The sequence below is a fragment of the Saccharospirillum salsuginis genome, from assembly GCF_014651855.1.
In the GTDB taxonomy this organism is placed as follows: domain Bacteria; phylum Pseudomonadota; class Gammaproteobacteria; order Pseudomonadales; family Natronospirillaceae; genus Saccharospirillum; species Saccharospirillum salsuginis.
In genome coordinates this window covers 145,339-164,700 of sequence record NZ_BMXR01000006.1, presented here as the reverse complement: position 1 = coordinate 164,700, position 19,362 = coordinate 145,339, and the positions used below count along the sequence as shown (strand labels likewise).

General features: G+C 48.0%; 21 protein-coding genes. 2 read left to right on the top strand and 19 right to left on the bottom strand.

The window, feature by feature from the left end:
- Positions 1 to 85: 85 nt before the first annotated feature.
- From IE111_RS13095 to IE111_RS13065, 7 genes are read right to left on the bottom strand one after another with little or no spacing between them, the layout of a single operon-like run.
- Positions 86 to 1,060, bottom strand: coding sequence for a pyridoxal phosphate-dependent aminotransferase (locus tag IE111_RS13095; protein ID WP_229805365.1), 975 nt, complete (start codon positions 1,058 to 1,060; stop codon positions 86 to 88).
- Positions 1,057 to 2,097: a hypothetical protein gene (locus IE111_RS13090; protein ID WP_189609389.1), complete on the bottom strand. Its 1,041-nt coding sequence runs from the start codon at positions 2,095 to 2,097 to the stop codon at positions 1,057 to 1,059. The genes IE111_RS13095 and IE111_RS13090 overlap by 4 nt, the downstream gene beginning before the upstream one ends.
- A 12-nt stretch (positions 2,098 to 2,109) precedes the next feature.
- Positions 2,110 to 3,477 (bottom strand): aminotransferase family protein, encoded by a 1,368-nt coding sequence (locus tag IE111_RS13085; protein WP_189609387.1) that lies wholly within the window; start codon positions 3,475 to 3,477, stop codon positions 2,110 to 2,112.
- Positions 3,467 to 4,291, bottom strand: a complete 825-nt coding sequence (locus tag IE111_RS13080; RefSeq protein ID WP_189609385.1) for a gamma-glutamyl-gamma-aminobutyrate hydrolase family protein — start codon at positions 4,289 to 4,291, stop codon at positions 3,467 to 3,469. Before IE111_RS13080 ends, IE111_RS13085 begins: the two co-directional genes overlap by 11 nt.
- A 5-nt stretch (positions 4,292 to 4,296) precedes the next feature.
- A complete protein-coding gene (locus tag IE111_RS13075) occupies positions 4,297 to 4,686 on the bottom strand; it encodes a hypothetical protein (RefSeq protein ID WP_189609383.1) in 390 nt (129 codons plus the stop codon).
- 10 nt (positions 4,687 to 4,696) lie between these two features.
- Positions 4,697 to 5,956, bottom strand: coding sequence for an aminotransferase class III-fold pyridoxal phosphate-dependent enzyme (locus tag IE111_RS13070; protein WP_189609380.1), 1,260 nt, complete (start codon positions 5,954 to 5,956; stop codon positions 4,697 to 4,699).
- The gene (locus tag IE111_RS13065; RefSeq protein WP_189609378.1) at positions 5,940 to 6,593 is read right to left on the bottom strand and encodes a 3,4-dihydroxy-2-butanone-4-phosphate synthase; all 654 of its coding nucleotides are present in this window, start codon (positions 6,591 to 6,593) and stop codon (positions 5,940 to 5,942) included. The genes IE111_RS13070 and IE111_RS13065 overlap by 17 nt, the downstream gene beginning before the upstream one ends.
- A 417-nt stretch (positions 6,594 to 7,010) precedes the next feature.
- On the opposite strand from IE111_RS13065, the gene IE111_RS13060 reads away from it, so the two are divergent.
- Positions 7,011 to 7,823, top strand: coding sequence for a helix-turn-helix domain-containing protein (locus tag IE111_RS13060; RefSeq protein WP_189609376.1), 813 nt, complete (start codon positions 7,011 to 7,013; stop codon positions 7,821 to 7,823).
- A 150-nt stretch (positions 7,824 to 7,973) separates the two neighbouring features.
- Here IE111_RS13060 and IE111_RS13055 read toward each other — a convergent pair whose 3' ends face one another.
- The 11 genes from IE111_RS13055 to IE111_RS13005 form a co-directional block, all read right to left on the bottom strand.
- On the bottom strand, positions 7,974 to 8,840 hold the full coding sequence (locus IE111_RS13055; protein ID WP_189609374.1) for a branched-chain amino acid transaminase: 867 nt from the start codon (positions 8,838 to 8,840) through the stop codon (positions 7,974 to 7,976).
- Positions 8,837 to 10,096: an ATP-grasp domain-containing protein gene (locus IE111_RS13050; RefSeq protein WP_189609372.1), complete on the bottom strand. Its 1,260-nt coding sequence runs from the start codon at positions 10,094 to 10,096 to the stop codon at positions 8,837 to 8,839. The genes IE111_RS13055 and IE111_RS13050 overlap by 4 nt, the downstream gene beginning before the upstream one ends.
- Complete coding sequence (locus IE111_RS13045; protein ID WP_189609370.1) at positions 10,093 to 11,067, bottom strand: EamA family transporter; 975 nt, start codon at positions 11,065 to 11,067, stop codon at positions 10,093 to 10,095. The genes IE111_RS13050 and IE111_RS13045 overlap by 4 nt, the downstream gene beginning before the upstream one ends.
- Entirely contained in the window at positions 11,064 to 11,678 is a 615-nt protein-coding gene (locus IE111_RS13040; RefSeq protein ID WP_189609367.1) for a transporter substrate-binding domain-containing protein, read from the bottom strand. The genes IE111_RS13045 and IE111_RS13040 overlap by 4 nt, the downstream gene beginning before the upstream one ends.
- The gene (locus IE111_RS13035; protein ID WP_189609365.1) at positions 11,668 to 11,946 is read right to left on the bottom strand and encodes a chorismate mutase; all 279 of its coding nucleotides are present in this window, start codon (positions 11,944 to 11,946) and stop codon (positions 11,668 to 11,670) included. Before IE111_RS13035 ends, IE111_RS13040 begins: the two co-directional genes overlap by 11 nt.
- 22 nt (positions 11,947 to 11,968) lie before the next feature.
- The gene (locus IE111_RS13030) at positions 11,969 to 12,961 is read right to left on the bottom strand and encodes an arginase family protein (protein WP_189609363.1); all 993 of its coding nucleotides are present in this window, start codon (positions 12,959 to 12,961) and stop codon (positions 11,969 to 11,971) included.
- A complete protein-coding gene (locus tag IE111_RS13025; RefSeq protein WP_189609360.1) occupies positions 12,958 to 13,452 on the bottom strand; it encodes a GNAT family N-acetyltransferase in 495 nt (164 codons plus the stop codon). The genes IE111_RS13030 and IE111_RS13025 overlap by 4 nt, the downstream gene beginning before the upstream one ends.
- Positions 13,449 to 14,933 carry an aminodeoxychorismate synthase component I gene (gene pabB, locus IE111_RS13020; RefSeq protein WP_189609358.1) on the bottom strand — a complete coding sequence of 495 codons (1,485 nt, stop codon included), beginning with the start codon at positions 14,931 to 14,933 and terminating at the stop codon, positions 13,449 to 13,451. Before pabB ends, IE111_RS13025 begins: the two co-directional genes overlap by 4 nt.
- Positions 14,927 to 15,523, bottom strand: a complete 597-nt coding sequence (locus IE111_RS13015; protein WP_189609356.1) for an anthranilate synthase component II — start codon at positions 15,521 to 15,523, stop codon at positions 14,927 to 14,929. The genes pabB and IE111_RS13015 overlap by 7 nt, the downstream gene beginning before the upstream one ends.
- Before the next feature lie 583 nt (positions 15,524 to 16,106).
- On the bottom strand, positions 16,107 to 16,982 hold the full coding sequence (locus tag IE111_RS13010) for a HEPN domain-containing protein (RefSeq protein ID WP_189609353.1): 876 nt from the start codon (positions 16,980 to 16,982) through the stop codon (positions 16,107 to 16,109).
- 226 nt (positions 16,983 to 17,208) lie between these two features.
- On the bottom strand, positions 17,209 to 17,958 hold the full coding sequence (locus IE111_RS13005; RefSeq protein WP_189609351.1) for a BRO-N domain-containing protein: 750 nt from the start codon (positions 17,956 to 17,958) through the stop codon (positions 17,209 to 17,211).
- Positions 17,959 to 18,083: 125 nt separating this feature from the next.
- Here IE111_RS13005 and IE111_RS13000 point away from each other — a divergent pair, with 125 nt between their 5' ends.
- Positions 18,084 to 18,317 carry a helix-turn-helix domain-containing protein gene (locus tag IE111_RS13000; protein ID WP_189609349.1) on the top strand — a complete coding sequence of 78 codons (234 nt, stop codon included), beginning with the start codon at positions 18,084 to 18,086 and terminating at the stop codon, positions 18,315 to 18,317.
- A gap of 74 nt (positions 18,318 to 18,391) precedes the next feature.
- Here IE111_RS13000 and IE111_RS12995 read toward each other — a convergent pair whose 3' ends face one another.
- Positions 18,392 to 18,961, bottom strand: coding sequence for a hypothetical protein (locus IE111_RS12995; protein ID WP_189609347.1), 570 nt, complete (start codon positions 18,959 to 18,961; stop codon positions 18,392 to 18,394).
- Positions 18,962 to 19,362 lie beyond the last annotated feature (401 nt).

Genomic DNA, 19,362 nt, shown 5'->3' with positions numbered 1-19,362 from the left:
CCATGAAACTTTGCTCTGACATCTTAATGTCACCTAATTTTGGGGTACCTACGAACATCAATCGGTCCACAAGACTGGTGAAGTTTCAATGACCATTTAACACACGAGCGCACTGTCTATAGTTAAACCTAGCATAACGCTTGTTGGCTCCAAAATGTTGGCCGTTAATGATCTCGAATGTATGCCCATTGAATGTTAAGAAATCATCAGCTTTGGCTTTATTTGACTTAATCCACATATATTGCGTTAGAGTTCCGATGACCTCATAATCCTCTTTCTCTACTAAGCGCCCCATCAAGTTAATGATACTTTGCGAGGTTTCTTTCTCTTTAAGAGCCCAATTTGACATTTTAGACATGTTTCTGGAAGCAACAATTTGAGCGATGGAAGACACCGGATTGATGAAGTCGGACTTTACGTTAACAAGGTCACGAATCAGTGTTGTGTGTGCGTTAATAAATCCCACCCTGAGTCCAGGCATACCACCCCATTTAGAGATTGAATCGACTACTAAAGTATGGGTGTTATCATTGTCCAGGAACGTTCGCTCACTACTACCAAGACTATAGTGTAGAAGACATTCGTCGATTACCAGCAAACAATTGTTGGATCTTGCTTTCTCAGAGATTGTCTCAATGTCATGTTTGTTCAGAGTAACACCGGTTGGGTTATGAGGATTATTTAAGACGACCATTGAGCAAGACTTCGTGGCCTCAGTAATAGATGTTATACAGTCGTGTTTATAAAATGTAAGCTCATAACCCAGTCCCCCAAATACTTTAGCGTAGCCAGGCCAGGCAATCTCGGGAATGCCTATTAAGTTCCTCTTGCCCTGACTGTACAAGGCGATCAGAAGCAAACTTTCCTTGACACCACTAGTAACCAAAACATTGTCCGGGCTCAGACAATTGTTATGTTGGCTGTACACATAGCTTTCTCGGAGACCAAATAAACCAGATTCGTCACTGTAATCTGCTACGGCGTATCCGGTAGAATCGATAACGATCTGGTCGTCCGGAAAAAGTCCGCTACCAGTATCTTTGTATATTTCCTTATTCATGATATCCACGATCGAGTAGGCTCCGTTCCCTTCGTGTATACTTTGCTTCGATATGTGTATTCCATATACTCATAGGAGGAGTCATCAATGTCGTTTACGTTGTAACGCTCTGCCAAGAGTGTTAGTGAGTTATCATTGTCAGGCGTTAGCGAATACTCATTCAGTACTTCAACCGTATAATCGAATATCCGATCGCAGAAATCGAGACAATCAAGCACATATTTTTCCTTGTCCAGGTTCTGCGTCATGTCATATCCGAAGAAATAGACAAGGTCAAAAAAAGACGCTCTTAAATGACGAATTTCTTCGCAGTCACTTTCATGTAAGTACGTATACATCCATTTAGGGTCCACATTGGTACAACCCTTAATATGTAAAAAGGCTTGCAGTTGGGACTTCAGGTTACATTGACTCATTTCGACTGCACGATCCAATTCCCTTTTTGACAGTGCACCAAAAATGTCCAGCAACACCGAAAAGTCTGAAGCAAGCCATCGATACGCCAAGTAGCAATATTTTTCTTTTGAAAACAAAGATTGTATTTCACTAAGTTTAGATTCATTTTTAACGGGTAGTGCGTTAAATATTCTATGAATAATACTGTTTTCTCTGGGCAATAGTTGCTTTGACAGCATCTCCAGGTTATTCACAGAATACTCGAAAAGAGAGTCTACTTTGTCAGCAATTTTTTCGATTGACTGGAACGTTTTAAACTCGACATCTACCTTTATATCCGTTCCTGGAATAACAGTATGTACGAGAAGAATTTCTTCATCCTCGACATCATTGATATTACTGCCGGAGACAATAGTTCTATTGGTCGTTAGTACACGGTGATGCTTACTATGTTTTATTTGCCCAGCAGTTGGTAATTGGGTTTTGAAAACGTATATGTCCAGATCAGAGTATTTGTTACCGATCCCTTCTATCAAACTACTCGTAGCAAGGACTAAGTCGTCTTCACCTGCATAGGCATTATCCAGTATAAACTCTACTGGGACGTCGACCTGGTCGTTGAGTATCTTAATCGTATTCATATTATTTAGGCATCAATTGATGGGTTGGCACGAAAGTCGGCGTTTTTTTGTATTATGCAGAAGGCTTTCTACTGTTGTTATCGTATTCACTACGCGCTCGGTTATGCAATCAAGCTCATCCGTTGAACAAATATAGGGTGGTGCTATTAATATATGGTCACTTGTACCCTTGTGGCTGAAGCCTTCACATGTGTAAAGTAGGATTTGGTTGTTCATCCCAATGTTTTTAACCATCTCTGAAACATTTTCATCAGCTGAAAATGGAGTATTCTGAGCTTTGCTTTTTACCAATTCAATGGATTTCAGAAATCCACGCCCCCTGACATCACCTACGATACTCAGATTACCCAGCTCTCTTTTTAAAACTGATGATAAGTAGTATCCTTTTTCGTTAACTGCATCTACCAGGCTGTTTTCCAGGACGTATTTTTGAGCAGCAAATCCTGCTGCGCATGCTACATTGTGTCCAACATATGTTCCTGCGTGAACGAATCCAGATCGAAGCGACTCGATAGTATCCGCCACTCTGTTATTACATAGTGTGGCTGCGAGAGGTTGATAACCAGCCGCTATTGTTTTTCCTACGGCTATAATATCCGGGCTAATACATTCAGCTTCATACGCATAATAATACCCTGTTCTACCTAGGCCACACATCACTTCATCAAGAATCAGGAGTATATTGTACTTTTTACACAATTGTTCTATCTGATCAAAGTATCCTTTTGGTGCTGTTACCGAGCCAGACGTAGAACCGCCTACAGTTTCGATCAGAAAACAGGACACGTTTTCAGCGCCTGCATTAACAATTTCACGTTCCAAACTGTCCACACAGTAATTGATATAGTCATCCACAGTCTCAAATGAGTCCAGATTCCTATATACATTGCATACTCTAATGTTCTCAGATTGATTACTGCCCTTACTAAAGTACTTCTTCCTGTTAAGCTGACCACCTACCTCCAGTGTTTTTGAGGAGCCGCCGTGATAGCTAAGTTCCCGGCATAGCACTATATTCTTTTTTTCATAACCATTAATTCGCCAAAACTGCGATGCTAATTTAAGGGCAACTTCTACAGCTTCGGTGCCAGAAGGAGAAAATACGACTTTGGAAAATACACCATTGGATTGCTTGATCAGTAGGTCAGCCAGGCTTTCCGCTGCTTCTGATGTAAATGTCCCTGTATGTGCAAAGGGTACTCGCTGTACTTGCTCAACCATAGCGTCCGTAATAGACTGATTACTATAGCCCAAGGAAGCCACTGCACCCGAGCAGCTGTCTATATATTCTCGACCATTGGAATCTTTAATGTAAACTCCAGTTGCTTCCGCGCAAAAGACCTTATTAAACGAGCCCCGTTTAAGAATGCTAGAATACATTCATTTTTACCCTTGAAGACCTTTTGGAATACCGTTTTTCACACATTTCTTTAAACACACGTCGTACCATGTTATTGGCGATGTTCTCTTCGTAGTACCATTCCGGGTGCCACTGAACCGCGATTACGTCACCAAGTCTGGGGTCCAAGGACAAAGCTTCGATAACACCATCTTCACTGACTGCTTCAATGCGTAGTCCAGTTCCGAGTTCCTTAACGGCCTGCCGGTGCAATGAGTTGACAACCAACTCGTTTTCAGCAGTGCTAAATCGCTTTAATTCCTTTTCGAGCACCCCACCTTTTTCGATAGTAATTTTGTGTACACCAACATACTTTTCTTCAAACACGTCCGTTTTATGGACCCTGTGTGTCTCAACTTGTTTTTCAATAGGAAGGTGCTGGTATAGGGTTCCCCCTAGGGCGACATTGATTTCCTGCATTCCACGACAGATCCCAAATAGAGGGATGCCTTCGTCCATGCATATGCGAACGATAGGAAGAGTCGTGCTGTCTCGATCAAGATCTATCCGACTTACATCGACATTACCATCCTGATCGAGTACTTCATTCCTCTCACCATAGTTTCCCGGTTCAACATTGGATGGACTGCCCGTTAAGAGAACTCCATCCAATCTTTTTATCATCTCCCGCAAAGCTTGATATCGTGTATGAGTATCGGTATACCTCTTTCCCATGCAAGGGATCATCAGTGGACTATACCCCATTCCTTTAACAATGTAGTCAAGGTATTTGTCGAATACTGAATGATGGGGGGCATCCAATATTTCTACACAACTCGATACTCCAATGATCATAGGTATTACTCTATGTTTTCTGCTTCGCCCGGGTATTGTCCGAGCTCTCTTAATTTAATGTAGTGAGGAATGTCTTTTGTAGCCCGTTCAAACTCTTTGTGGCTTACCCCTGGAAGAGATAAGCTCTTAGTAACCCGACCAGGAAATCTTCTTTTGTAGTCTTCACGAAACGCTTCCCAATCGGAGAGTTCATCTACCGTGAATACTCCCATCCAGTCCCATTCTCCTGCCATGTTCATAGTGTGGGAACCAATGGTTTGCTTTACTTTTGGATACCAGTCTTTGAAGAAGTTATTAATAGCTTCTTGACTTTTTGCTTCCTCTTCCGGGGACTGCGCATAAAAACTTTCATTGTGCTTAACTAAGTGAAAAATCAAGTACTTAGACGGTGCCATAACATATCCTCTATAGGTTCGATAGAACGTTTATTAAGTTGTTGTAAACTTGGTCTTGATCCCCGTTATCCATGTCGAATGCGGGACATATGTGTGCATACTTTCTATGAGTGAATTCGGTGCCTTTTACCTTCATTAATGAAGTACCAATGTAAGCCCACATGTCATGGTCTTTCATCTGTTCGAAAAAGTCCTTAGCGCACTCGGGATTCATGTCCAACCGCAAGGTTGTTGGCGTAGTGCTAATACCAATACCTTTTTCAACCAGAGACTCACTCACCTGTTGAGCACAGTGGCTAATTTTATGTCTACGTTCTATGGATCCAGCAGAATTGAAGAAGGTTTGATACCTGTCCAGGCAGTTATTCGCAATAACTGCCGCAACCTCGGTCAGTCCATGTGTAAAAGTGAGTGGTGATTCACTACCACCCTGTATTGCATTCGTAACCTCATCTGACAAGAGTACGCAACTCAGTGGGTATACGCCCGATGTTAAGCCTTTCGCTATGACTGCAATGTCGGGTAATATCCTGCTCTGTTCTACCCCGCATGATAATAACTCGCCATGTCGGTATGCTCCTGATGCAACATCATCCAAAATAACGACAATGCCGTTTATCCTGCAGTATGTGATAATCTCTTGAAATTCGGAACCACTGCTATTAAATTTCCAGCCCGTTGTTGGCTTTCCTTCAAGTATCAATGCTGCAGGAAAGCAGACACGATTATTATCTACCGCTTCTTTAAGCTGATTCAAAAACGTTGCCGTATCATCATTGTCAGAATGGGGCTTATATGCATCTGATCTGCATTCATCAATAACGAGCACCGACTCACTTTCAGAACGGCCAGTGCTACGCATTGACAGAGAACGACACAGTTGTGTATTGCCGTGGTAACTACCCTTTCTCACAATATAAGATTTAAGCTCTTCGTCGTGCTTGGACTTACAATATGCATTCGCTGCCCATACGGCAGATTCAATTGCATCGGAACCGCTACTCGCCCAGAGGAGATCGGCATACTGTTCACCACAAGCGCTAATAAGTCTTTTCTGCAATGTGGTTTTTTGGTCCGATTCGAATCCAGCAGAAGGTACAATGTGGTTCAAGTCGGCTATCGTCAAATTACAGATACCTTCGATATCTGAAAAAGACTGAGTAAGAGAGCCACCACTTACGTCAATAAGGGATTCACTTGTATCGAGACACAACCGGGAATTAGTTTTTCCATGTACTCGAATAACACTTCTTTTATGATGGCGCAACATCAGTCAACGATCCGTGTTTCATGTTCTCAGGTTTAGTCAGGAGTGACTTTTTGATATCAGAAATTGAGACAATGGGAATATCAAGATTTCTTGAAATTGTTTCCAGCTCCATTTTTCCTGCGATGGCACCCGCTGAATTCAATATCTCACAGACCACTCCAGGCCCACCTATTCCTGCCAAGCCTAACAGATCCAAAATGGCTTCCGTGTGACCATCCCTTACGCGCAAGCCACCAGGCTTAGCAATCAAAGTAGGCGTGTGACCAGGAATGCAGAACAAGTCAGGCGTACTTTCAATGTCACTCAAGGCCCGAATAGTGTCGCTACGATCTTCCGCTGATATACCCGAGGTACCATTCGCTAAAGAAACAGGATACCCAAATGGAGTATCGTGCACATCCTTATTGTTACTATACAGACGTGAAATATTCATTCTTTCTGCGTATTCCTCCGGAAGGGATACACACAAAAGACCTCTTGCAAAGGTGAGGGCAAAGTTGACCAATGCTGGAGTAGAATGCTTGGCACTAAAAGCCAGATCACCTTCACCTTCTCTATCGTCATGGTCACGAATGATGACTGGCTTTCCAACGGCCAAATATTCAATTGCTCTGCTTACCGACTTAACTGTATCCATTATTTCTACCAGAATCAGTGAAAAGAATGATAAGTACCTTAAGTAACAATCAACGCAGGTGAGAACTTTGAATGCTGATCTTCAGGTATACCAATCGAGGAACCAGCCTCGGGCGCGATCGCTACAATTGAAATAGTATCGGGGACCTTGTCCGGACCTATTCGCAGGTTCTTAGAGATGGTGTCTTTCTGACCCTCTGTAAGCTCAATGTGTGTTGTTGTTGCCATTACCTTCATCCCTCTCAGTTTTCCTTATCTAAACCTAATTTTTTTTCTAACGTGTAGAACATTTTATTGTTTTATATTCAATTCAGATCGAATTTTTAATTATTTGTGATTCACTTCACGGAAGTGTATTGGAGGCTTGAAAAAATTACGTGGTAGTATTTTTAGCAACTCATGGGATTGAAATTAAGGGATGAAAATGAGACTGCCATACACGGTAAAATATGTTACGCAGGATTATCTTATAACCACAGAAAGGTTAAATGATATTGCTTTCCTCATTGTTCCAATCGATGGTCATGTTTCTGTTACCATTGAACCTAAAGGAAAGCTCATGACGTTTTCTTCAGATGAATGTGTTCTTATCAACAACACAGGGAACAATGTACATGTCCAAACCAGTAGCCCTGCCGGTGTTGTGATCGCTTATATAGATAAAGACTTCCTTTCGGAGCGTATATTTGAGCTAATAACCCAGTCACGAGCCCGGCTTCTGCCGCGACATGGTGGCGAGTACGTTGTTTCCAGGAACAGCCGAAGACTGGTCACAGATCTCATGTACCTAACCAAAAACAACGCCAAGAACTACTTACAGCTGGTTGCCATAATGAATATAGTTACTTACAAGGCTATTTCTCATGTGGAACCATACAGTTCCCTGGCAATCTTCATGAGTAAACGGTCAATTGAGAAGCAAAAAGTACTTCATATTGCCTGGAACTATATTGATTACGGGCAGTGCATGTTTGCGAATGCTTCTAAACAAGGGTTTACCGAGTCATCATTTAAGAGTTTGTTTTACGAAATATTTCTAGCAACGCCCGCAAAATGGCTCAAAGATCAAAAGTTGCAACAAAGCAAGGAGTTGCTTTGTTCAAGTACTTTATCCATTCGGAACATCGCTTATGAACTGCATTTCTCAGATCCATCTCACTTTGTAAGATCTTTCAAAAAACACTATGGAGTCTCTCCCGGTGAATATAGGCGAGCTGTTACGATCAATTGATTCAAGTTGCGTTTTTTCCTTAAAGAGCCGGTCTTTAGCCGAATACTTACGTAGATCGAATGCTGATTACTTCGAGACCTTTCTTCATAAGCGGATAGAGACCGACTTCCCGATCAATAGAGCCACACTCAAATAATGGCTTTGAAAGCTTCAGTTCAAGTGAACCAACGTCGCTTGTCGATAGGCTTGTCTCAGTTTGTCAGTTATGTCTCGTGCCGGAAAAGATGTTCCACCCACCGATTTGACCGGGCAAATTTCGTAGGCTGTACCGGTCAGGAACACTTCGTCGGCAGTAAGCAAATCATTCAAAGTTATGTAAGCTTCCCGAGTATCCAAGCCCAATTCAGAAGCCAGGGATAGGGTGACCTTACGAGTAATACCATTTAAGAAGCCTATCGGTTTTGGCGTGTGAAGAGTTCCATTCTTTACCATGAATACGTTGGCCACTGACGCGTCTGCAACGAACTCTTGGTGGTCCAGCAAAAGCGCGTCGTCAAAACCCTTGGCTATTGCCTCCCGGTGGCTTAGCACGCTTATCGCATACATTCCCGCCGCCTTGGCGTCGGTGGGGTAAGCGCTTGGGGGTGGCCGCCGCCATGTCGAAACACCCAAAGCTAGGCCGTCTGTGGGCAATGAGGGTTCAAACTCCCACGCCGCGATAGCGACGTGCGACGAAACACCCGCTTGCGATATCCCCAACGATTCTTCGCCACACCATGCGACAGGCCGTATATAGGCGTTACTGAGGTCCAGCTGCTCAAGCAATGAGCGACAGGCAAAACATAATTCCTGAACTGAATACTGAATACTAAACCCCAGCGATGCCGCAGAATCGATCAAGCGTTGGCAATGACGCTCCAATTCAAAAACCTCGCCCTGATAAGCTCGTATGCCTTCAAATACGCTGGTTGAGTAGTGCAATCCATGCGTCAATATCGATATCCGGGATTGCTCTTCCGGAATGAACACTCCATCCCGCCAGATCAATGTAGCGGGGCTATCTATGGTGAACGTCATCGTGGCTCCACATCGAAAAAACCCGCCGTTTCCAGCTGACGGATGGTCTGATAATCGTCCCATAAAACAGAGCGGTCTTCATGGGCGAGGTAAATGACACCCGGATTTGAGAATAGGTCAACGGTTTGGCTGATGCGATCACCGATTGTTGGCAGGCAGATTGCCTCCACGAACGAAGGCAGGGCTTTTACTGCTTCAAACCGTCCATACCCGGTAACAGTACCTGATTGGTTGCTGATCAGGTTTACGCAGAACATATTCTTGAACAGATTCGGAACACGGTGCAGTTGGTATTCGAACGCGCGTGGTTCGGTATAGGCAGACACGCACAACTCAATTGGATGGTAACCCAAGGCTTGTGCAATGGCCTCTGGCGAAATGCTACCATGCAACCGTGCTCCGGTTTCGATAAGCACCGGTCCCTTATCGGTTACGCACAGTTCGGTATGGGCTGCGCCGATCTCTATTCCGAGAGCATCAAGAACAGAAGTGACATAGGTAGCCACGGCCTCGTGTACGGGTGAATCCAAACGGTTGACCAGTTCTTCGTAATCGTAGATCGATCCAAAGGTCTGCTTCTGTTTGTTGACTGTCCAAATTTCCGAAATACAATGACGTCCTTGCCGGCTAACAGAATTTACAATGTATTCCTGGCCGATCAAACACTCTTGGAGTAGAAGTTCTTCATTAACCGACCCCAAGCGGTTCGTAATGCCGAGTAAGCTCCGGAATGCCTGCAATACCGCTTCCTGGGAGTGGCAAAAGCGCACCCCGTCCGACCCGGCACTATCCATCGGCTTAACAACGACTGGCCACTTCCGGTGCGAATCGAGCCATCGGCAAACATGCTCTTCGCTGTCGGTAGCGATCTGTTTCACGGCATCCACGCCGGCTTTCCGCAATGCTTCAGCCATTAGATACTTGTTTCGCCGGGCTTCAGAAAGCGCCAACCCGTTGCCAGGTAAAGCCAATGCAACGCTCAGCCGGTCCGCTAGTCCCACACCCACTTCAGATCCTGCGAGCACGTGCTGCACATGGAGCGTCTTCAGGTAGTTGACTAACCCGTCTATATCCTTATCAAGAATCAAATGGTCATCAAATTGTTCAGGAACGAAACTTGCCGCGTAGACCTCTAGAATGGTTGGCGCACTTTGCACATGCAGGCAGCGATAACCTTTCTGTCGAAAGTACTCCGCTAATCGATTTCCTGTGGAGTAGGCATCTACGATAACGCAAACGGGATCGGACGATTTCATGAGGGACCCGGCTTTTCCAAAATGACGCTTAGGAAAACAAACACACTTAGGACAACCACCCCAATCAGCGTTGGAATGGACATCTGGATGCGGTCGTCAAACAGCTGAAATAAAAAGGTGTATGCTGGACCAGCGGCAATCAGGCTGGATACGACAACAGGCCGGCAGAGCTTGATACCGATCTGCAGAATATAAATAGGAATTAGGATGCCAAAGATGGTGATGATCAGTATCAGGTCCCAATAGCGTCTAATATCCTCCAATATGCCGCCATCACCGATGATGAACACCAAGGACAAAAAACACAACAGATAGAAGCGATGCGCCATAAGCTGCGAAGGTTGCCAGCCGCGTTCGTACATCCTTTTTGAATAGACCGTTGTCCCTGAAACCGCGATGCCGCTGAACAGAGCCGCTCCCAGCGTGATCCACACCAATAGGGGATCTTCCTGAACAACGCCTGTTTTCCCGGTACTGGCCAGCCACACCAGAACCAAGGTGGTAGCAAGTATTCCAAAGCCGGTAAGCAGGTCACTGACAGCGGACTTTGACCGAGCCCTGAAGAGAGAGTCTATGACTAATGTGATCAGTGGACCACTGGCGGTCATGATTGAGCTGACGATGGCGGGTTCGGAATACTTCAAAGCATGAAAAAGTATTAACCAGCTGGCCGCCGTTGAAATATTGATGATAATCAGATCTCGAACCAATAGCTTCCGGTTATGTCCCGCATTGAACATCGGTTTCTTTAGCCAACCAAGGGCCATACCCAAATGAAAGACAAGGGCCGTTAACCCAAAGGTGAGGAAAACCAGGAGGAACGGGTCTATTTCCTGTACGGTATGGGCACTCATGACTTCTTTTGCTGCCGTCAACACACTGAATATGACCACAGCGGCGACACCCAGGTACTTCAGTGGCTCTCGTGGCGCCACAAGCCCTTGTACAGTGGCATTGGAGGAAGGCTTCATGATGGCTCCAAGTAACTTTCGAAAGATGTTATCTTTTGCCCGATCAACGTTCCCTGGTAGCGCCGTACCTTGCCGTACAGCATCCATGGCTGAACGATCTCGCCAATAATGTGTTCAACCCTCAGCAGATCAGGATGTTGTCTCGCAATATGGGTGTAACAAAGCCCTGCGTCGTACTTACCGGCTAACAGGTTCTGGCTCACCATGGGTTTGGAAAGCTCTTCATAGACTTCGGTCCATAGATCCAAGTCGACATAACCGGAGGTAGCCGGCATAAGCCCAAAGGATTTCGGTTCGTTTACATCCTTTCTAACCACCACAGCCAGCTCCTGTGTGGGATACAGAAAGGAATCGATCACAAAAACTTCTTTGTGATACTTTTCAATGACATCCTTGGTTTTGGGGTGTACGCAGCCCTGCATGATAAAATCTACTTGATCGTTCCTCAGCCACTCCAGCGCTTCCATATAATCCATGGTGAACACAATCTCAGCATTATCCAGAACCTGAAATTCAAAGTAGGCCCTCAGTGCATACTCATGGCATGACCCGGTCGGACCCAAAGTTGCGAATTTCAAAGGTTTTCGCGTACCTGCCGGATTATTCTCCATCGATTATCACGTCCTCTATTCGACAGGCTTCGTTGATAATGAGTGTATACAGCTGACGTGCAAAATCGCCAGACAGGCTCTGTTCTTCAGCCATCCTTGCGCACCGACCCTTCACTTCTTCCACCCGATTTGGCTGCATCATCGGTATGCCGTTGGTCTTTTTGTAATGAGCTACCTCACGGCAAATGCTGTAACGCTTAGCTAGAAGTTGAATCAGGTTTGAATCGATCTCATCAATGGATTTACGAACATCGTCCAAGTTAAGCATTATATTTCTCCTTATCAAATTACTATTCGGAAACCGCTGTCTCACTTCTGGTCAACCCGAGGATTAGGTTTCGACTGCACTCAGCGAGTGATTCCAAGGCGTAACCTCCCTCCTGAACAAGACATACCGGTCCGTTCTGTGGTAAACGTTCGGCGATTAATTTGAAGAACTCTGGCTGAATAGTCCACCCACCGTGGGGATCATCTTTCACTATGTCATAACCTGTGGAAACCACCAGCCCTTCTGATCCATTTTTCATAAAGCAGGACAGGATTTCGTCAATCGTCGCGAGATATTCACTTTCAGAGGGCTCTGATTCGAATCCGCACAGGATGTGAGGTGCTTGCGCGGACGCCTCATAACCCAGGCTGGGAAACGCCTTCTTGGTTGAACAGTGAATCGACCCGAACATCATGTCTTTTTGGCGTTTAATGATATCCAAGGTACCGTTTCCAAAATGGAAATCTATGTCCAACACTGCTACTTTGGATATACCGTAGTCCCGCATTGTTTTCGCGGCCACTGCGGCGTTATTCAAATAGCAATAGCCACCCATGAAACGATAGCCAGCATGATGACCAGGAGGTCGACATAAAGCGTAGGTTGCAGATTCGCTCTGAACCGCCACCCGCGAGGCAAATGCCGCGCATTGAGCGGCCGCCAAGGCCGAACTGAACACACCTTGCACTATCGGGGTGTCGGGTTGGACTTCGCGTGCAATGAACTCATGCTCATACACAACCTCACCAACTTTAAGTGTTTCACTTCGGGACATCAAAAATGCGATATAGTCCGGATCGTGAATGCCCTCGAGCAGTTGGACATCATAGGGGCGGTGCGTCGGTACAATCTGCACTTCGACCCCGCCCACGCTGGTCAACCCTCGCGCAATGGCTCCAGTACGCCGTCGGGTTTCGTTGGATCGCCGCACGGTACCGTCTGGTCCGATGGTTTCCCTGGCTACCGCGCCTGTTCTGGCTGATTCGAACACCCGCACCTTGGAGTTCACATTCATAATATTCGCTTCATACGGGCGCCAACGGGTGAAAAGCCATTACGTCCGTAAAACTGCTCGGTGGCCGTGTAATTAGGAAAACCAAACGGAGGAAGCCCTACTTCCAAACGGGAAAGTACCGATTTCTCAGCGAACTTCATCGCTTCGTCCAAAAGACTGGCTCCAACCCCGACGCTACGGTAAGCCGGATCAACCCACAGTTCCTCTATAACAGCGTAAGGTTTTGGAACACGGATCGCATTGGAAATTGAGAGTGTGATCACCCCAACCAAGGACTTGGCACTCCGTTTTTGCCTACAAACGATAATCGCTCCGAGAGATGGATCTTCTATCACTCGTCGACACCATTCATATGAATTTTGATACAGTTGAATCCCGGTTTTACCCGAGAGTTCTTCCAGCAACTGTTCGATAGAGTGAATGATGTTATCGATGTCGTCTGTTCTGGCTGGCTGGACAACATATTCACCGGTTTGGGCTTGATCGCTCATGACCCGCTATACTCCTCTAGTTCAACGATGTGTTGGTCATTCCCTGTTTTGGCCTCAACAATGGCACGCATAGGGGATTGAGCTTTTAACAACATTTCTTCGTACTCCTCCTGAGCATCCGACAGGTCGATGATCGCGCCACCCACTCCGATCGACAACGACTGTTTGGTTGCCACTATGGTACGGATCACAATATTGAGATCTGCCGCTCCATTTAGGCTGACAAAGCCGATAGACCCGGAATATACACCTCTTGCTCCGGATTCCAGTTGATCGATGATTTGCATTGTCCGGTGTTTTGGAGCACCTGTCATGGAACCGCCAGGGAATGACTGCTTTATGCAGTCGACGATCGATCGATCCGATCTTAGAACACCTCGTATCGTCGTCACCAACTGATGGACCGTCCGATAGCTTTCAACATGCATGAGCTTAGGTACATGCACGCTCCCCACTTCACACACCTTGCCCAAATCGTTTCGTAAAAGATCGACGATCATCAAATTTTCGGAATGGAACTTCTCATCCGTTTCAAGTTCACGTTTTAACTGCGCATCCTCTTCTTCGGTTTTTCCCCGAGGAAGTGTGCCTTTTATCGGCTTACTTTCCACCACCCGGTCTACCCCGCATTTCAAGAACCGTTCCGGGGAGGATGAAATCACTGAAAAGTCAGAAAACTTGAGATAGGAGGCGTACGGTGCCGGATTCTTTTCCCGTAGTATTCGGAACAGTGACAATGGGTGCACATCGTTTGTTGTTTCAATCCGGTTGGTTAGACAGATTTCATACGACTCACCGGCTTTTATATGCTGGTAGCATTGGCCAATGAGCTCTGTGTATCGGGGGTGATTATCCCTGATCGTGAATTTTACCGCCGTTTTTTGCCTGCCTTTCAGTGGGGGCGCCGGTTTGGAAAGCCGGTCAAGTCGGCTGGCCATGTCGCGCATCCAGTGGGTAGCGCTCTGCCTGGAGTCTTCTTCGTCCAAGTGTAAGCAAACAAGATATGCGGAGTCCTCCAGATGATCGAACGCGATGAAGCGATCCGCCAATACAAACGCCGCGTCGGGCAGTTCGGAGTCATGAGAAACGGGCACACCCAGCTCGCCTCTCAGTTCATAGCCAAAGTACCCGATAATGCCGCCGACAAAGTCAAAAGGGAGTTCGTCATAGAGTAGTTTCCAACTTGATAACACTTCCTCCAGATAGTCAAACAGGCTGGTAGTGAATATGAATTCTTGGCCATTCGCATTTACGGTCAATTGCCGGTCCTTGGACTTGTAGCGGATAACCTGGCTTAGAGGCCCAGTTGCATCCCCCATAAAGCTGAACCGGGACAGGTTGTTGTCGGTGTGTTGCCCGTCCAACCAATATGCTGTGTCAGATTGCCCGTAAAAGAAGCAGAATGCCGATTCACTGTTGCATTTACCGTGGATTTTCTGGTAGCTAACCCGTAACGCGTTGTCTTGGATGGAGTTCAACATATCGCAACGCTATGCTCCAATGTCAGTTGACGGAAGTTCTCGAATATTTTCTGCCCAAATTGGGAACTTATAGATTCAGGGTGGAATTGAACCCCATAAAAGGGTTTGGACCTATGCATCAAGCCCATCACAGTCCCGTCATCGGTCCACGCAGTACACAAGAGGGAGGATGGCAGCTTGGGCCTCACCATAAGGGAGTGGTAGCGCACAACACTGAACGGCGATGGGATATTTTTAAATAAACCGTCTCCAGTATGGTGTACCTTGCTGATACGGCCGTGCATTACTTGGTCGGCGTTCACAACCTGACCGCCATACTCAACCCCTAAACCCTGGCAACCCAAGCACACTCCCAACAAGGGTAAATGCGAATAACGAATAGCTTCTCTGCTGATGCCCATATCGCTATCGCATTCAGGAGTGCCGGGCCCTGGTGAAACCACGATGTTATCGAAACAGGCCAAGTCCACATCGTCCCATTGAACTTCATCGTTCTTCACGACGGTAGGCTCCACGCTGTTTACGGTGGCTATGAGTTGATAAATGTTGTAGGTAAACGAATCGTAGTTATCTATGATAAGTGTATGCATATTCTGAGTTCCTCTCAGTAAATGTTGCCCTAAATACACCGTCCTTCGGTGTACCTCCATAGGATGGACTTGTCTGCCGACCTTACTGTGTTAAGTGGTCAGCGTTCGGTCTTCGGTAAGGATAAGCCGAACAGAGAAGCTATGGTCTCGAGGGCTCTAAAGCGGCTGTGAGGGGTGATCTGCGAGGGAACCACGACCAAGCAGTTGATTTGGGCGGTAGAAACGTCGCTCATGCGTCTTTCTCCTTAATCTATCGACTCCTTGCGACTGCTACCTGCTTGGAATGGTTTGTATGAGTTCGATGGATAGCGCATGTTAGCGGGCATTGCCGGAAAAGCCAATACCCTGCCGCACAGACCATGGTATCGATGTGACCAAATTCACAACAAGAATGAGGCCCCGTCTGATCGCCCGGTTGGTCAATCGAAAAGTGCCAGTTCACACCCGCGCAATCCACACCCTTCGAAAAACAGCCCATCCTATAAAGTAAACTGCGGGTGAGCTCGTCCTCGCCATCGGCCCGGCCGGTTATTGACAAGGGATATGACCGCGCTATTGACCAGGGACATGGTCAACCGCAACGTCAACTCGATGATTCAGCACCAAGCCTTTCAATTTCCTTCTGACAAAGCCGCTCGGCAACCTCCAACAATTTTGCCACCTTCGGTGCCAAATCGTCCAACTCTTCCCGGGTCACCTTGAACCGGGTCTTGTACCGGCTGCCGATGTAAGCCCGGTCGAGTTGGTCGAAATTGTGCTCCAATTCCGGCGTGTCGACCGGGAAAATCTCCCTGAACACGGGACCGAACTCTGAAGCTTCCAACCCGAGCTTGTCCAGCAGGTGCTCATGCGGGGAATAGAGGGTATGCACCAGCAGGATGCATTTATAGGCGGATTCGGTTGCCTGGTTCAGGCTGAAGGCAGCGCCTTTCCAGTCGTCCTCTTCCACACCGACTTGGTAATAGCGGTAAAACCGTTGCGCTCGGTGCATCCATTCCTTGAAATACTCTTCGGCCAGTGACTTTCGCGCCTCCACTCCGAGTTCATCCGGCTCATCCAACTGAAACCGGCCGGAATCGAACAACACCCGCCCTTCCTCGTAGAGATCGACAAAAAAGTACCGGTGTTCCACCAGGGCCATGTTCATTTCATTGATGTCATGAACGATGGCGCGCGCCGGGGCCGAGAGTTCGGCGTTATTCAGGCTGTCCGTGACCTTGCGCCAGAGCATGACATCTTCCGCCTGCTTTTGATCCGCCACGACAATCAACAGATCGTAATCCGACGGATGGCCGGACCAGCCTTGTGGTTCGACGTCTTTGGCTTCCTTCCAGTCACCCCGGGCATAGCTGCCGTAGAGGATAATCATTTCCACGGTGGTTTGGGCGCGGATGAGCCGGACGATCTCATCCAGCTCGCGGCGCTTGCTCTCCGGCAGGTGGCTCAGGTCGGTCTGCATTCACGCTGTCCTGTCTCTGGCTTGGTGTTAATGGGAAATGCCAGCCTATGGTAGAGCAAAATGGCCTGGAAATCCGCCCGGCGGGTGATGATCGTTTGGCCGGTCTGGTAACGGTTTCGCAGAAGGAGGGACGATCGGGATGGGGGATCGCGGGTTAATAAGCAAAGTCCATAATGGTGACTGACAAGGGGACCGGGACACACTGCAGCCCGATCCGGTGGATGCCTCAGTCGGTGCTGAACACCGGTGGCCAGTCATTCAATTCACTGGCCCGCATCCAGGCAACGGCCGCACGGCTGACCAACCGGCAAAACGCCAGTTCGCACCCGCGCAACCCATGTCCTTTCACAAAACCGCTCATGCAATGCACCAAACTGTGGGTGAGCGCATCCTCGGCGTCGCCCGGGTTGGTTTTGACGAGTTGGTGGGTCTGGCGGAAGAAGTGTTCGCCCTGATCGTACGAGCCGACGCCCCAATCGTTTGAAAAAGAGCCGCCGCCAAGACGCTGAAACTGCCACCAACCGGCGTTGGCGATTTGGGTCGGGTCCTGCCGGAGGTCTTTGACGTAATCGAGGTCGTAAACGGTTTCGGGTGTGCGTTCCGCGGTGGGCCTGAGAGACGCTGTTCGCTCTACAGACGGGCGGGGTACGAAGGCCGGGTCGTGGACGGTGGGCATCACCTCGCGCAGCAGCCAGCGGGTGAAGCGTTTCAGGAGGGGCTTGTCGGCCAGATTCATCAGCCGATAGAGACCGGCTTCTGTGACCAGAGCAGCGCCTTGCAGGCCACACGCCTCGGGCAACAGGGCGCGGACCACTTCGTGATCGGCCAGGCCCGCCGTCATGGCCGGTGAATCCGGCAGGTTAAGGGCGTTGATGATGTCCGCCGCTACGAACCAGACCTGGCCGGTGCGACGGATGACGTGGATGGGGTGTTGTTCGAAGGTGAACGACAATGGAACCGAACTGTGGCTGTGCATGTGATGACTCTCCCTTGGTGTGTGCTCCGTGCCTACTGCTTCAACCAAACGCGGACGACCCGAAGTTTAACTTCGTTAATACCGAAGTACAACTTCAATATGCTGCGGCTTTTGGGCGGATTCTCATGGCTGCACTGAAAGTATCTTTTGGTAGACACCTCCGGGCACTCAGGGCCTCCAAAGGCGTAACCCAGGAACAACTGGCCGACGCGGTGGATCTGACGGTGGAGTCGATCAGTAACATCGAGAGAGGCAAATTCGGCCCCAAGTTCGACAACCTGGAGAAGATCGCGGCGGCGCTGCAGGTCTCGGTTAAAGAGCTGTTCGATTTCGAGGAAGACGCCGAGTTAAGCCGATGATCGGCGTCATCAGCCCCTATCCTCATAACCTGATTGCCCGGCCTGCGCTGCGACCGGGTGTCGATACCGTCGGCTCAGGGCACCGGCCCGACATCAATATGCCGGACGACCCACTCTATTTGACGCTCATCCAACTCGCCCGCCAGATAGATGAGCCCGGGCCTGGATGGGGCTTGTACATACACGGAGCTGTGAGCACCACCTGAGCGTAGAATGGATACAATGCGTAGGTCACCGCTCTGCTGAACGTCGACTTTTTCACTGGCATCCAGCCAAAGCACTTTCGACACCAACGACGCATCATCTTCCGAAAAGTCGGATGCCGCCAATCGCGTGAACAGCTCCTCCACACTCAAGCCCAGGTGCCGACTCAACCGACCGATCGCGCCATCCTCGGGCTCCCAGAAAATACCCAACTCAAAGGGTGTACCATCGCCTCCGGGTTGCAGGAGCACACTGGCGCTTGGCTCGGATTGGTTTAGATGAGCCAACTTCGTGACCGCGCTCTTCGGAAAACAAAACGCCTGTTGTGAAAACTGGTACCAACTGTCGAGGGCATCGCACTGGCTGGAAGCCGCGCTACTCGAGTAGGCGCACCCACTCCCCACCAACAACAGCCAACAAAAGAACACCTTTAATTTCATGTTCATAGTCCCTGTGAAGCCAATTCAAGATCGGACGCGAGCCGCCAGATGACGACTTTGGCGCATGTTAATGACTGGTCATCCCTCATTCGGTCTCGAAGGCTGCGACTGAAATTTAGAGCGATCCACCGAATGGTCGCCTTACCGCCCGTCGGACGAGGCACCCAGTTCAACGAACTCGTACAACGATGTGTTTCATCCAGCATTTTACCGAATACCTCGGCAACCCGCTCGTTAACAGGCCCCCGGAATGTCCGTTCGATTCCCGCGCCGCTGTAGAAAGCATTTATGGAGTCCTTGACGATTTCTTTTTCCATAGTGTCGATGTGATGGGTTGTGAATGGAAGCGGAAAAATATCTGAACCCCACGCCATTTTTTGGAACCCCATCACATCGTCATT